Origin of the sequence: Kribbella sp. NPDC003505, assembly GCF_040610875.1 — a bacterium.
Classification (GTDB): Bacteria; Actinomycetota; Actinomycetes; order Propionibacteriales; family Kribbellaceae; genus Kribbella.
Genome location: NZ_JBEXNA010000008.1, coordinates 33,248 through 46,824, shown reverse-complemented (window position 1 = coordinate 46,824; position 13,577 = coordinate 33,248). Strand labels below are relative to the sequence as shown.

Here is a 13,577-nt window from a genome sequence, read left to right as displayed (position 1 = left end):
TACACTCCCGCCCCTGCCCCCACAAACTCCCTTTTCCCACGCCAATTTCCCACTTGGGTGGCCCTTTACTAAACCGCCCACCCGTGCCGCACCACTACTAGTTGCGACCGATCACTCGCCGTTCAGATACTCCGACTCCGGACCCCAGCGGAACTGGATCGGGTTCCCGAAACTCGTGGGGACGTTGCCGAGGGCCTTGATCACGGTCAACAGCCCGTTCGCGTGCCCGACGGCGTACAGCGCACCGGTCTTCGCCGCGTCGTTCACGGCCAGCAGTACCGTGCCATATTGACCGCAGCGGTTCGCGATCAGTGTGCGCCCGGACCAGCCGCTGGTGCTGACCTTCTTGACCACCGGCTTCATCGGCGAGGTGACCGGGATCCGGATGGTGTAGAGCGCGCCGCTGCCGGTGTTTGCCAGGAAGGTGTCGTACGAGGCGTTCTGGCTGATCAGCGCCATCGACTTGACGGCCGCGAAGCCGGCCGCTGACCCCGCTGTCTTCCAGCCGTTGGTGATGTTCCACCGGAAGAGGACGCCGTCGTTCCGCAGTCCGTAGAAGTGCGTCCGGCCGGGGATATCGGTGTCCAGCGGGCGATAGGCCGATCGCTCGATCAGCCGGTATGGCGTCCAGCCGCCACCGATCCGGGTCGATCCACCTGGGTACGTCTGGTCGATCTGATCCGAGCCATCGGTCGTGTAGCCCCTGATGTACAGGCTGTCCCCGATCACGACGAAGCCGGACCGGGACGAGCCGACGTAGTTCGGGATGTCCGTGAACGTGGAACTGAGCCGCACAGCGCCCGCCTGGAACACGTTGGCTGTGGTCTGCTGCGTCCCAGCCGTGGGCGGGATGGTCGACGTCACGGTCCGGTAGGTCTGAGCGCCGGCAGCGGTCACCGAGCCGGCGTTCAGTGTGCAGGCGGCCGTCGTTCCCACCTCTGTCGCTGACGCGACGGAGGTGGACAGGCTCGTCAGAGCCAGCACTGCGGCACCCGCGAGTGCCGCCGTGTGTCGAATCATGGGGATGTTCCTCTCGGTAAGGGAGTTGTGTTCATATCTTCGATGCGGCCCAGCACCACCGAGTTGTGCTCATCCAGCCTTATTTTCGGAGAATTTGGAGATCGGCCGGACCGCATTACCTATCAGCTCGTTGCATGCGGCAACCAGCGCGGTGGAGTCTCTTTCGCAGTTAAGGCCCAAGGTGGCGCGGCCTCCGCCTGTGTAGCGGTGCAGAATCCGCAGCCTGCGGTGTCCCGCGTGATCCCGACACAGCACTAAGGCACTGGCCAATGGCGGATGACCGCGTGCTAGTTGCGATCAGCCCGCGAGTCGGGCGACGGTGGAGAGCAGGTCTCGTCGGACCAGTCCCGAACCGGGGCGGAGTACCAGCCAGTACAGACGAAAGTTTCGTAGCGCCTTCAGGTCGGTGCAGGAGACTCTGGTGACAGTGCGGAGAATCGTCCCGGCATCGCGTGGGGCAAGTTCGAAGCTGGTGAGGTACTTGGCCCAGCCGGGCTGCTCGAACGCGACGAACTCCGACAGGTCGGAGATCTTGTGACGTGGTGGCGCGAGACGCCATGGTTGACTGATCGCGCCGGCGATCGCGCAGCGGTTTTCGTCCAGCGTCAACATCTTCACCGGACCATGTGTCGCCAGGGGCTGTCCGGCGCGGTTCGCGGTTGGCGCCAGGCCGCGCAGCGTGACCAGGGTGCGGGCAATCCTCAGGTCAGCCAGGCGTACGTCGAGGAGCGCTCGCCACACCTCCGCTTGCTCCGCGTCGATCCAACGCTCGTGTGCCTCCGCGAAATCGTACCGGGGCATGTGCCTGTCGAGCGCGGACTTCAGGACGGTCGATCGTCCATAGACCATGTCCCGATGATCGTCGTCCGATGTGAGCCATCGCATCCGTGAAGTTGCCGGTGCCGGGCTAGGGCACTTGTGGTCCGGGCCAGTCTGCCACGCGGGTGAGGGCACGCTGTGCGAGCGCGCGTGGAACGAGTCGCATGGTGAGATTCCGGATGTAGATCGCAAACGGATCGGACAGTTGAGCAATGGTTCCGAGCTGACGCGACTGGAGGACGATCGACTGTGTACGTGGACGCCGCTGATCGTCGTACCGGGTCAACGCCTCGGGAATCGAAGAGTGCGCGTCGAGAACGGCTGCCAGGGTGACTGCGTCCTCGATGGCTTGTCCCGCCCCCTGTCCCAGGTTCGGAGTCATGGCGTGCGCCGCATCTCCGAGGAGCGCGATTCGTCCATGCGCGAATGATGCGAGATGTCCGAGGTCGTAGATGTCGTGTCGGAGGATAGGCATCTCGACAGCGTCAAGTAACTGCGGGATCGGCGCATGCCAACCGCCGAAGCGGGCACGCAACTCGGTGAGATCCGTTTGTGGCAGCGAGGTTCGCCTGGCCATGTTCGCGGTCGCGTAGCAGTAGAGGTTGCCGTCCGGCAGAGGTGCATAACCGAACCGCATGCCTGCGCCCCAGGTCTCGCCGGCACGTGTCTCGATGTGGGGCATGCGATGTGTAATCATGCGCCACGCGGTGTAGCCTGCATAGCGGGGTTGCGGGGCGTAGGGCCAGACCACCTGCCGGACGGTGCTGCGCACGCCATCGGCACCGATCAGGAGGTCGGCCTCGTCGTTACCTTGCCGATGGGTGACCTGTACGCCGTCAGCCGACTGCCTGATCGAGGTCACCTCGGCATCCGGAATCAAAGCTCCCGACGGCAGCGCATCGACGAGAGCCTGCAGGAGGTCTGCCCGGTGCAGCACGGCCGCGGTACCTGAAGCCTGTGCTCGCGCGATGGCGCCCCTGCGTCTCAGCCAGCGGCCGCTCGGGTCTCTAATACCGGCGTTGATCTCGAGATTGTTCGATCTCCAGTCCTTCGTGGCTATGCCGATGGCGTCGAGACCTGAAAGTGCGTTTGACCACAAGCTGATTCCAGCACCGGCCTCGCTGAACACCGGGGCACGCTCCAGCACGCGGACCTGCCAGCCGCTTCGATGCAGAGCTGCTGCCGCAGCCAGTCCGCCGATGCCGCCGCCGACCACGATCACCGATCTATTGGTCATGACCATCGCCTCCCCGATGGCAGTCTCCGAGGAGGAACCGGCATTCGCATCAGCAGAATTGCCAGGCTCCTGACGAATTCCGTGCAAACTGCTGGATCGAGAATGTACGTTGTCTGGGTGCTTATTTTGGTGCGTCACGCTATGCCGGCCCATGGGCCGGATACGCCTGCGCGTGACTGGGCGCTCGCTCCGGAGGGTCAGGTCGCGGCACGGTCACTATGCGGCCGGCTCCCGACTGGCGCCCGGCTTGTCGCGAGCTCGGAGCCGAAGGCGATCGCGTCACTCGGGCCAGCTGGCAACGTGGTCCAGGACCCGCGCTTCGACGAGATCTCGCGGGCAGAGGTGTACGGCGAAACCTTCCGGGAGCAACGCCGCGCGTATGTCGATGGCGCGGACCACATCGGGTGGGAGGCCAGAGATGACGTCATAAGGCGCTTCGAGGCCGGTGTCGTCGAGCACATCGCGGCCGCCGACGGTCGGCCGGTTGTGATCGCCTCGCATGGTATGGCGATGACGCTGTGGCTGACGGCAGCCGTTGGTTTGGACGATCCTGGCGCGTTCTGGGCAGATCTGCGGTTCCCTGATGCCCATGTCGTCGACATTGTGGCGGGGAAAGTTGTCCGGTTTCTGCGGCCCTAGGACAACGGATGTCGAGGTGGTGCGTTGGACGGATCACCGTAGCTAGGTCTGAACGACGATACCGACACGACTGGCGTGTGCGTGCTGTGTCGTAGAGAATCGGAGTACCGCGCAACTGCCTCAACCGGTTGACGGCACGATCAACAACGTTGCGGTCTCGGTGGAGCGAAGCAGCGGCGGTGTACGCGGAATCCCGCGGGTCGGTACCTGAGCCACCCCGGGTTTGATGCCCACCTCCTTCGTTGGGAAGGTGGCATCTATGCCGAGGAAGTACGACGCGCAGACCCGGGCCAAGGCGGTTCGGTTGGTGACCGATCACCGTGGTGACTACGCCAGTGAGTGGGAGGTGATCAGCACGGTGGCGGGCCGGCTGGGGATGACACCGGAAACGGTGCGGCGATGGGTTCGCCAGGCCGCGGTCGACGCCGGTGAGGCCGAGGGTGTGTCCTCGCAGATGGCCCGGGCGAACCGGGAGCTGAAGCGCAAGAACGCCGAACTGGAACAGACGATCGAGATCCTCAAGGCGGCGACGAGTTTCTTCGTGCGGGAGAGCGACCCGCGACAGCGCTGATCTGCCGGTTCATCGCCGAGCACAGGGCTCGGTTCGGGGTCGCTCCGATCTGCGGCTCATGAAGGCGAACGGCTGGCGGGGGGATCCGGCCGGGGACCGGGCACCAGACCTGGTCAACCGCCAGTTCCGGGTGCCGGCACCGAACCGGTTGCTGGTCGCGGACTTCACCTACGTGCGGCTGGCCGGCGGCGCGTTCGCCTACACCGCGTTCGTGATCGACGCCTTCGCCGGCTTCATCGCCGGCTGGGAGTGCTCGATGTCCAAGCACACCGCGTTCGTCGAACGCGCCATCAGACAGGCTGCCGAACTGCGCCTCAGAGAAGGGAAACCTCTGCAAAACAAGGCGATTCACCACTCGGACGCGGGGTCGCGATATATCTCGCTGCACTTCACCGAGACCCTGCAGCTCCACGGTCTCAGCCCCTCGATCGGGTCAGTCGGCGACGCCTACGACAACGCCCTGGCCGAGACCACCATCGGGCTCTACAAGACCGAATGCATCCGCGACGACTCACCCTTCCGCCGCGGACCCCTCACCGGCCTCGCCAACCTCGAGGCCATCACCGCAGCCTGGGTCCACTGGTACAACACCAGCCGGCTCATGCACCGCCTCGACCGACGCCCACCCGCCGAAGCCGAGGCCGACTACTATGCACAAACCCGAGACGACCAACCGGTCGTCCACACATAACCGAGGGTGCACCAAACCCGGGACGGTTCAACCTGCGGGTGCGGGGAACTTCCGAGGCTCGCCGACGATCGCGACAACGGGGGATTGCGAGGCCCGATCACGATATCCCTGAGCGCGGGCACACAAGCAGCAGAGCTGGAACTCTGGCGGCTATTCGGCGCCCATGGCAACTAAGACAAGTGTCAGAGCGCTCACATCACGTGAGGCCGTCGGATCAGACCGGATCTCCAAGGGATGGTCCCGAGGCGCTCGACTGCGGAGCGAGACGGCTCATATTTTGGTCGACTGCAGTCGGCGGGCTGCGGCCCAGCGCACCGTCGGTACGAACAACATGCCGGTCATGGCGAACCAGGCGCCGAGGATGATCCATCCGGGCACTCCGAGGCCGAGCGGTAGCAACGCGACCACCGCCGGCGCGACCATCGTACTGACCGACATACTCGTGCTCCATACGCCTTGATACTGGCCCTGCGCGTGGTCGAACGCGAGGTCGAAGCTGAGCAGGAACGAGCCGGAGGACTGCAGCAATTCTCCGATCACGTGGATGACGCCCCCGAGCGAAAGCAGCGCCACGGCAAGTACGACGCCGCCTTCGGACGCTACAGCGAACAAGATCATCGACGCCATCAGCAACAAACCCGCAGTCCTGGTTGCACGGGCGGCGGTTGATGCGTCCGTGGTGCCTCGGCTCGCCCTGACTTGAAAGAGCGCGACCACCCCGGTATTGATGCTCAGGAGGAGAGCGACGGTCCAGCGCGGCGCCTCGGTGTGTTCGACAACCCATAGGGGGATCGCGACATCGAGCACCGCGTAGTGGATGGACATCGCTGCGTTGAGCGCCGCGACAGCCAAGTACCCACGGTCACGCAGCGCGATCCATACCGGCCGGTTCTCGTTCCTGGCGTGTGGCTGCACCCGCGGCACCGCGGAAACAATGAACGCGACGACAAGACTGAGTAACGAGTCCAGCACGAAGGTCATTCGATACGCCGCCGAGTTGTCCAGGTGCAACGCCAGTGCTCCGATGCCGGCTCCGGCCATGAGACCGATGTTGGTGACCGCCCGCAGATAGGCCCGGGCAGAAACGCGTCCCTCCGAACCTCGGGTGACTGCCGCAACAAGCGCGGCCCGGACGACGCTCACACCGCGGTCGGCGACAGTCATCACGATGGCGACGAGTAGGAACTGCCAGAACGCATCCACCAGCAGGTAGAGCAGCGAAAGCCCGGACATTAGCACGCTCAGGATCACGAAGAGCACGCGTGGGCCTCGTCGGTCTGCGAGATGCCCCATCGGTACACCTGACAGCAGTGCACACAAGCCGGCGACGCTAAGGCCGACGCCGATTTGACTGACGGACAACCCGACGATCCGGTTGAAATACAGCACGCTGGCTGTCATCAGCAAGCCATCGCCGACACGGCTCAGCATGGTCGCCAGAGCCAATGGCCGCAGCGGTCCAGGCGGCGGCAGCAGACTTCTCAGACGAATGCCGCGGCGCATCGGACGACACCCCTGAACTTTTCGATCTGTGCGTGGAGCACGCGAACCTTCGTCATGTACCGACTCGTTGACGACGCTTCGCGACGTTCAGCCGGGCCCAGGTAGCGTCGGCTGCGCGCGATGGGGCACGTGCTCGACCGGACGGTGTGAGCGTGGATAACGAGGGAGGAGTCGAGAGGACACCGACCTAGTGGCAGGCGGGCGAGCCCGATCAGTGAGTCGCTATCCGCGCGTGCGCTGACAAGTGGGCAGTGCATGTGGTCAAGGTGGCACCAGCATGATTGTGAGCGCATCAGCAATGTCACCAGTCGGCGTCACAGAGTCGAGATCTCGAATGTGTTGGCGCAGAGGGAGGAGTGGCGTCAGCAGCTGTCATACCAGCCCGGATGCAAACGATGACCGGTGGCTGGCATCGCGATGTCCTGACGAGTCCGTGCTGTGCTGCGATCGTGGTGGCCACGGTCGCCACGATGAAAACGATACTCGTTCCAGCCGGTGGGATCGAGGCGGGTGAGATAGCCGCCAAAGGGTCAACTTTACCCGCCAGTACAGACGGAATCGTCGTAGCGCGCTCAGGTCGGTGCAGGAGACTCTGATGACTGTGCAAAGAGTTGTCCCGGCATCGTCGTCAGCAGCAGGGCCGGCTCGGTCTCGAGTAGATGGCGGAAGAGTCTGCGCTGGATTCCAACGTGGAGGTGGGCTTCGGGTTCCTCGACGCCGAGCATGGTCGTGACGAACGCGCTCGCAGCTCTTCTGCCCTGCAACGCCTCCATCAGCATGCCGAGGTAGAGAACGTTCGCAGCCCCCAGGCTGATGTCGGTCACGCCACGAGTGCGGGCCGCATCGACGAACAGCCGCAGGTTCCGCAGCAACGCTTGCGGTGACACCACCCGTCGGGTCGACTGGCAACCGAGGTCCGACGAGCTTTCCTGCCGATCGGCAAGCTGCCCCTGGAGATCGCCGATCGCCGGGTCGAGCGCCAACTGGCTCGTGGCGTCATCGATCTGCGCTGCGACGTTCGCCAGCTTGGTGGGATCCAGGTCGAGGTCCTCGAGGAGCGTTCGCAGTGGACTTCGGTTCCAGCGGCTGAGGTCCGACTCGGGTTCGCGAAGGGCCCGAGATGGCGTTGGGCGCGGCGACGCGTTCGGCAGTTATCGCGTGAGCGTCGCGGGATGGACGGTGAGCAGTGACGCCGTCGTCGGTGCCGATCGGTTCGAAGGACCTCAAGTCGGTGTCTGGCGGTTTTGCGGATGCGGGCGCTGGATTCCGTATCGAAGACTGCTTGTTCGTCTACTTGGCGGCGTTGAGCATCGGTCGAGGAGGTCTGATTTCGCATGGTTGGTGTGAGAGGAAGCCGAAGGCTGGCGGGTGGGATCGTGGCTGCGGTTGCCACACTCGTGTCACTGCTGGCGCCAGCGGGCGAGGCGGAGGCGGACCAGCTCGCAACCCAGTCGGTGCAGACGTACTACTTGCCCATCTCGAACAAGGAGACCGGCCAGTACCTCTCGACCGCTGGAACCGGTAACGGTGCGAAGGTAGTTCAGTATGGGTTCGATGGTGGGCCGGATCAGTACTGGCAGTTCGTCAAGCAGGTCGATGCGTCTGGTGAAGACAACGACCGCTACTGGATCGTCAACAACTTGGATCATCGGTGCGCTGGCATCAGCGGCGGTGGCTTGTACGACGGGGCGCCGGCGATCATGTGGGACTGTAACCAAGACGCCTGGTCCAACTATTGGTACATCCGATTGGACTGGTATGAGGACGGTCGCCCTATCTACCGACTGGTGAACGTGTGGAGCGGCAAGTGTCTGGCGATTCCCGCGGGCAGTACAACGCCGGAGACGCAGGCGATTCAGTGGCGCTGCGCCAACGACCCTGACCAGCAGTGGAGGCTGACTCTATAGCGGGCCCCCACCGAGCGACACCGGTTGACGCGGCGTCTGCCTGCTGCCGCCCCAGCCATGCGGCTCGAAACCTCGTCGATCGGCGCTCCCCTGAGCAGATGGGGTGTTGCTGTCTGTGGTTGTTTCGGTTCTGTAAGTGAGATCGGGCCGTCACTGGGGATGGGTCATACCGCCGGGGATGGCGGGGAGTCTGCGCCTGGTGAGGGTTCAGCCCAGCCGCGCTCGCGGATATGCGGCAACGTGTCCGCCGTTCTTGACTGCGAAGGCACGACCGCTGGTCGTGGCGCGCATGTCAACTGTCAAAGCGACCGGGCTCGGGACCTTCGCTCTTTGCCCGTTATGGAAGCGCTGGACGCGATCGTGTGGAGCAGGCGCTGGCCGGACGCCGGCCAAAGGGCGTGGCAAGGCGCTGCACCCCGGCCCACGCATTTGGGTGGAGCAGGCCGCGCGCCGCTTTCTCGAGGTTTCCGACAGGCTGACGACAGTCGCCCGCCGCGCCCTCGGTCCCACGGGCGACAAATGGATTGTGCGATGCAACGCACCCGCGAGCAGTCGTAGTACACTCCTGCAAGACAGCTCAGCCGCCATGTCACAGCCGAGGCGACGTTCACGTTCGACATCGCGACGTCCGACTTTCTCTCCGCTGGGAATATGACGCCGCGACCTCCTCGAGCCACGAGCCATTCGCGCACGACCAGATGGCCGCCTCCACTATGCGGATCAACGGCGTTGGGAACCGTTCGCAGGACCAGGTGAACGCGTTGCCTCAGGTCGAGACGGTGCATGCTCCTGACAGCAGCGTGCGGCAGTTTCCATCTTGACGGTTGTGGGAACCTCGCACGCGTGGTCGAACCGCCGGCTTGGGCTGATCCGTCTGGTCACCCTGGTGAGTATCTGCCCCGAATTCGGGCGTCGCGAACATCCATGCGTCGTTGTCAACGGCAAAGGAATCTTCGGCAGTAACGGTCGAATCGGCTGGCTATCTGTCTGGCTGGGCGAGAGGCTCGGAGCCTATGCGGTCGCGACGAGCAAGGTCTTCGTTTCGGCTGCGCACCCGTGGAGCCGGGGCCCGTGTTGTCGGTAAGCGCGCCGGCCCGCACGCAACGGCCTAGAGCTGCTCGGGCCTCGCGCGCAGCCTGGCATTCGCGCACTGTTGCCGCGACCTCGGCAAGAGTTTGTAAAGAACATCAATGGCACTCGCTCGGACATGCGCGACCCAGGGTTCGAGCTGTCAACCGGTGATCTTGCGGATGCCACTGCTGCTCGGTCTGACTCACGATGGCGCAGGTGCCACGTCGGAGGCCGCCCGCTGGAGCGTGGTCGTCGCGCGAACCGCCGATCGCGTCGGGAGGTCTGAGCATCGTGCTCGGGTTGCTTCGGAGAGAAGAGGTTGAATCACTATGACTCGATTCATCAACGCGCGTAGAGTCGCCGCTGCGGTGGTCGCTGCCATGATCGCAGCAGTCGTGGTACCCATCAGTGCCGCACAGGCGGACCCTGGTGACGGCGTGCGGATGCAGAACGCCGAGTCCCGGCGGTACCTGACGATCGGCAATGCCGACAACGGCGACGGCGTCCCCGCAATCCAGTGGTCCTGGCTCAGCGGCTTCGAGCAACGATGGAACTTCACCAAGGTGCGAGACGTGCAGGGGAGCGACTGGGACGAGTGGACCATCAAGAACGCTCACAGCTACGACTGCCTGGCCATCCCCGCAAGCAGCCTCCGTAACGGCACCGGCGCGATCCAGTGGACGTGCGGGTCGAACAACCTTGGTGGCGAGGGGATCGACGACCAGCGTTGGTGGATTCGTGCCGACCCGATCCTAGGTGGCTACCAGATCATCAATGTCAGCAGCAACAAGTGCCTGGCGATTCCGGCAGGTAGCACGACCCTCGGCGTCCAGGCCATCCAATGGACCTGCGCGTACGACCCTGACCAGCGGTGGTGGATCTTCTGACTGTTTGTCAGCCGCCGGGCCGCGGTGGCGGATCTGGCCGCGCTCGCCCAGGTGGCTGTTGGAGAAAGGAAGCACATGACAACCAGTCGGTTCATCGGTACCCGCCGGCTCGCGGCCGCGGTGGCGGCGGTGGTCACCAGGATCATTGTGATCGTGGTACCTGCGGGTGCCGCGCAGGCGGATCCGGTCCTAACGTGACGATTCAGAACGCCGAGACTCGCCAGTACCTGACGATCGGCAACGGCGACAACGGCGATAGCGTCCCAGCGATCGCCGGCGCGGAGCAGCGCTGAAACTTGGTCAAGGTTCGAGATCTGTACGGGGCCAGGCGATCCAGTGGACCACGACTTGGATCTACGATGGTAGCTCTTGACCACTTCGTCGACTGTCGTCGCATTCGTCGAGCAGTTGGTTCGGCGTGTTCGGAGGAGGGGATTTGAATGATGTCTCGCATCAGCGGACGTAGGGTCGCTGCTGCGGTGGCGGCAGTCGCCGCGGTGGTCGGTGCACTCGCCGCGCCTACGGGTACGGCGCAAGCAGATCCAGGTGTCGGCGTTGTGGTGCAGAACATGGAGACCAGCCGGTATCTGACCATCGGCAATGCGTCGCACATCGACGGCGCTCCCGCGATTCAGTGGACCTGGCTACGAGCAGGGATGGAACTTTATCAAAGTCAGGGACCTGGACTGGCCGACATGGGACGAATGGATCATCACCAACGCCCACAGTGGTGACTGCCTCGCCATTCCTGCGGGCAGCCGGGTGGATGGCACCGGGTCGATCCAGTGGACCTGCGGAACGAACCCGAAAGACGGCCGGCTCGGTATCGAGGACCAGCGCTGGTGGGTGCGGTACGACTCGTATCTCGGTGGCTACCAGATCGTCAACGTCAAGAGTGGCAAGTGTCTGGCGATTCCGGCCGGCAATACAACTCCGGGTATCCAGGCGATCCAGTGGACGTGCGCCTCTGCCGTTGACCAGCGCTGGTGGATCTTCTGATCGTTCCGTCAGCCACCATCGCGGTGGCGCCGGTGAAGAAGCGTTTCGGAAAGAGGGATTGAACGATGATCGCGCTGTGTTCATCAGGGCTCGTAAGGTCGTGGCTGCGGTAATGCGGTGGTTTTCAGCGCCGGCGCGTCGGTAAAACTGCAGGTGCCGCCTGGGCGGGACCCGGGGATCGGGGTCGTCATGCATAACCGCTGGAGCGCCGGCGGTCCTGTGGACCCGTAGGACGAACCCGTTCGACGGCTGCCTCGGTATCGAAGAGCAGCGCTGGTTCGTGATGTTCGACATGGACCTGGATGGCTACCACCGGATCAGTGAAGCAGCCTGTCCAGGACGCCTTCGGAGGAGAGGATTTGTATGAAGATCAGTCGGTTCGTCAATGCCCGCAGGGTCGTGGCCGCGGTTGTGGCGGCGGCGGCCACGGTCACGGCGATCGTGGTGCCCGCGGGTACAGCACATGCGGACCCGGGCATCGGCCGCGCCGTGCAGAATCTGGAGACAGCGCGGTATCTGACGATCGGGAACGCTTCGCACACTGACGGCGCCCCGGCCATCCAGTGGACCTGGCTCCCCGGCTGGGAGCAGCGGTGGAACTTCATCAAGATTCGTGACGTGTCAGGGGACGATTGGGACGAATGGATCATCACCAACGCCCACAGTGGTGACTGCCTCGCCATCCCGGCGGGCAGCCGGGTGGATGGTACCGGAGCGGTTCAGTGGACCTGCGGCACGAATCCGTTCGACGGCTACCTCGGTATCGACGACCAGCGCTGGTATGTGCAGCACGACTCCGTCGTGGGGGGTTACCGCATCAGAAACTTCAAGAGTGAAAAATGCCTGGCGATTCCGAACGGCAATGCAACCCCGGGCGTCCAGGCGATCCAGTGGACCTGCGCCAACGATCCGGACCAGCGGTGGTGGATCTGACCACCATCAGCTGCCAGGCGGTTGTAACTGTCGCGCGCAGTCTGCCCAGAATGCCTTCGGAGAACAGGGTTTGCATGAGGATCAGTCGGTTCATCAGCACGCGTAGGGTCATCGGCGCGCTGGTGGCGATGGGGGTCATGGTCTGCGCGATCGCCGTGCCCGCAGGTACCGCGCAGGCTATCGAGGACCCAAGCTACTTCCTGAGGATGCAGAACGCCGAGACCTTCAGGTATCTGACTATCGGCAACGGATCGACGACCCCTGGCACGTCCGCGATTCAGTGGACCTGGCTCAGCGGTAGGGAGCAGCAATGGAGCTTCGAGAAGGTCGACGACGAGTCGGGGGACTCCTGGGACCAATGGATCATCACGAACGGCCACAGTAATGACTGCCTGGCCATCCCCGCCGGCAGCACTGCGGATGGCACAGGTGCGATCCAATGGCCGTGCACGTGGTTGTCCGACACCGAACTCGGTCTCCCGGATCAACGCTGGTACGTCCAACCCGACTCCGTCCTGGGGGGCTACCGGATCATGAACGTCAAGAGCGGCAAATGTCTCGCGATTCCGGCCGGCAACACGACCCTGGGCATCCAGGCGATCCAGTGGACGTGCGCCTACGACCTCGACCAACGATGGTGGCTCTTCTAACGGATGGCGTCGATGGCATCGGAGCGGAACGAACAGTATGCCCCCTGCCTTGGAAAGAGGACACGGATGACCAAGACTCGGTTGATGAGCAGAGCGGCCGCGGTGGTGGCGGTCGCCGCCATGATCAGCACAGTGGTGATGTCCGCAGGTACCGCGCACGCGGAGCCGGATCTCAACGTGAGGATACAGAACGCCGAGACCCATCAGTATCTGACCATCGGCAACGGATCGACCTCCGACGGCGCAGCAGCGATCCAATGGACGTCCCTCAGCGGCTACGAGCAGCGGTGGAACTTCACAAAGGTCGAGGACCGGGACGGGGACGACTGGGACCTATGGGTCATCCGGAACGGCCGCAGCGGCGACTGCCTGGCGATCCCCGCAGGTAGCCGAGTGAACGGCACGGGAGCGATTCAGTGGACTTGCCTCAGGGATGCCTACGGCATTCCTGTGGGCCTCGATGACCAGCGCTGGTACGTACAGTTCGACTCGGTCCTTGGTGGATACCGAATCGTGAACTACGTGAGTTTCAAATGTCTGGCGATTCCAGGCGGCAACACGACCCCAGGCACGCAGGCGATCCAGTGGGACTGCGCCAACGACCCCGACCAGCGGTGGTGGATCTTCTGACCGCAATGTCGATGGGATCG

The 13,577-nt window shown here is 64.0% G+C and carries 12 protein-coding genes and 1 pseudogene; 8 read left to right on the top strand and 5 right to left on the bottom strand.

The annotated features are described in order from the left end of the window. Window positions 1-111: 111 nt before the first annotated feature. From ABZX12_RS26375 to ABZX12_RS26365, 3 genes are all read right to left on the bottom strand, one after another. Window positions 112-1,020, bottom strand: a complete 909-nt coding sequence (locus ABZX12_RS26375) for a hypothetical protein (RefSeq protein WP_355697290.1) — start codon at window positions 1,018-1,020, stop codon at window positions 112-114. Between the two features lie 297 nt (window positions 1,021-1,317). Next, window positions 1,318-1,869 carry a hypothetical protein gene (locus ABZX12_RS26370; RefSeq protein ID WP_355697288.1) on the bottom strand — a complete coding sequence of 184 codons (552 nt, stop codon included), beginning with the start codon at window positions 1,867-1,869 and terminating at the stop codon, window positions 1,318-1,320. 58 nt (window positions 1,870-1,927) lie between these two features. Beyond that, the gene (locus tag ABZX12_RS26365) at window positions 1,928-3,076 is read right to left on the bottom strand and encodes an FAD-dependent monooxygenase (protein ID WP_355697286.1); all 1,149 of its coding nucleotides are present in this window, start codon (window positions 3,074-3,076) and stop codon (window positions 1,928-1,930) included. Here ABZX12_RS26365 and ABZX12_RS26360 point away from each other — a divergent pair. Together ABZX12_RS26360 and ABZX12_RS26355 are read left to right on the top strand one after the other, a co-directional pair. Continuing rightward, a complete protein-coding gene (locus ABZX12_RS26360; protein ID WP_355697284.1) occupies window positions 3,008-3,715 on the top strand; it encodes a histidine phosphatase family protein in 708 nt (235 codons plus the stop codon). The genes ABZX12_RS26365 and ABZX12_RS26360 overlap by 69 nt on opposite strands. Before the next feature lie 259 nt (window positions 3,716-3,974). Continuing rightward, a pseudogene (locus tag ABZX12_RS26355) lies at window positions 3,975-4,977 on the top strand (IS3 family transposase). A gap of 270 nt (window positions 4,978-5,247) precedes the next feature. Here ABZX12_RS26355 and ABZX12_RS26350 read toward each other — a convergent pair. After that, window positions 5,248-6,480 (bottom strand): MFS transporter, encoded by a 1,233-nt coding sequence (locus ABZX12_RS26350; protein WP_355697282.1) that lies wholly within the window; start codon window positions 6,478-6,480, stop codon window positions 5,248-5,250. Between the two features lie 572 nt (window positions 6,481-7,052). Further along, window positions 7,053-7,463 carry a hypothetical protein gene (locus ABZX12_RS26345; RefSeq protein WP_355697281.1) on the bottom strand — a complete coding sequence of 137 codons (411 nt, stop codon included), beginning with the start codon at window positions 7,461-7,463 and terminating at the stop codon, window positions 7,053-7,055. Window positions 7,464-7,856: 393 nt separating this feature from the next. Here ABZX12_RS26345 and ABZX12_RS26340 point away from each other — a divergent pair, with 393 nt between their 5' ends. The 6 genes from ABZX12_RS26340 (at window position 7,857) to ABZX12_RS26315 (ending at window position 13,557) form a co-directional block, all read left to right on the top strand. Then, complete coding sequence (locus ABZX12_RS26340) at window positions 7,857-8,387, top strand: RICIN domain-containing protein (protein WP_355697279.1); 531 nt, start codon at window positions 7,857-7,859, stop codon at window positions 8,385-8,387. A 1,451-nt stretch (window positions 8,388-9,838) separates the two neighbouring features. Further along, window positions 9,839-10,345, top strand: coding sequence for an RICIN domain-containing protein (locus ABZX12_RS26335; protein ID WP_355697277.1), 507 nt, complete (start codon window positions 9,839-9,841; stop codon window positions 10,343-10,345). Window positions 10,346-10,945: 600 nt separating this feature from the next. Next, window positions 10,946-11,344 (top strand): RICIN domain-containing protein, encoded by a 399-nt coding sequence (locus tag ABZX12_RS26330; RefSeq protein WP_355697275.1) that lies wholly within the window; start codon window positions 10,946-10,948, stop codon window positions 11,342-11,344. A 363-nt stretch (window positions 11,345-11,707) separates the two neighbouring features. Then, on the top strand, window positions 11,708-12,277 hold the full coding sequence (locus tag ABZX12_RS26325; protein ID WP_355697273.1) for an RICIN domain-containing protein: 570 nt from the start codon (window positions 11,708-11,710) through the stop codon (window positions 12,275-12,277). 74 nt (window positions 12,278-12,351) lie between these two features. Beyond that, window positions 12,352-12,927 (top strand): RICIN domain-containing protein, encoded by a 576-nt coding sequence (locus ABZX12_RS26320; protein WP_355697271.1) that lies wholly within the window; start codon window positions 12,352-12,354, stop codon window positions 12,925-12,927. Window positions 12,928-12,993: 66 nt separating this feature from the next. Further along, window positions 12,994-13,557: an RICIN domain-containing protein gene (locus ABZX12_RS26315; RefSeq protein WP_355697269.1), complete on the top strand. Its 564-nt coding sequence runs from the start codon at window positions 12,994-12,996 to the stop codon at window positions 13,555-13,557. The last annotated feature ends 20 nt before the right edge of the window (window positions 13,558-13,577 follow it).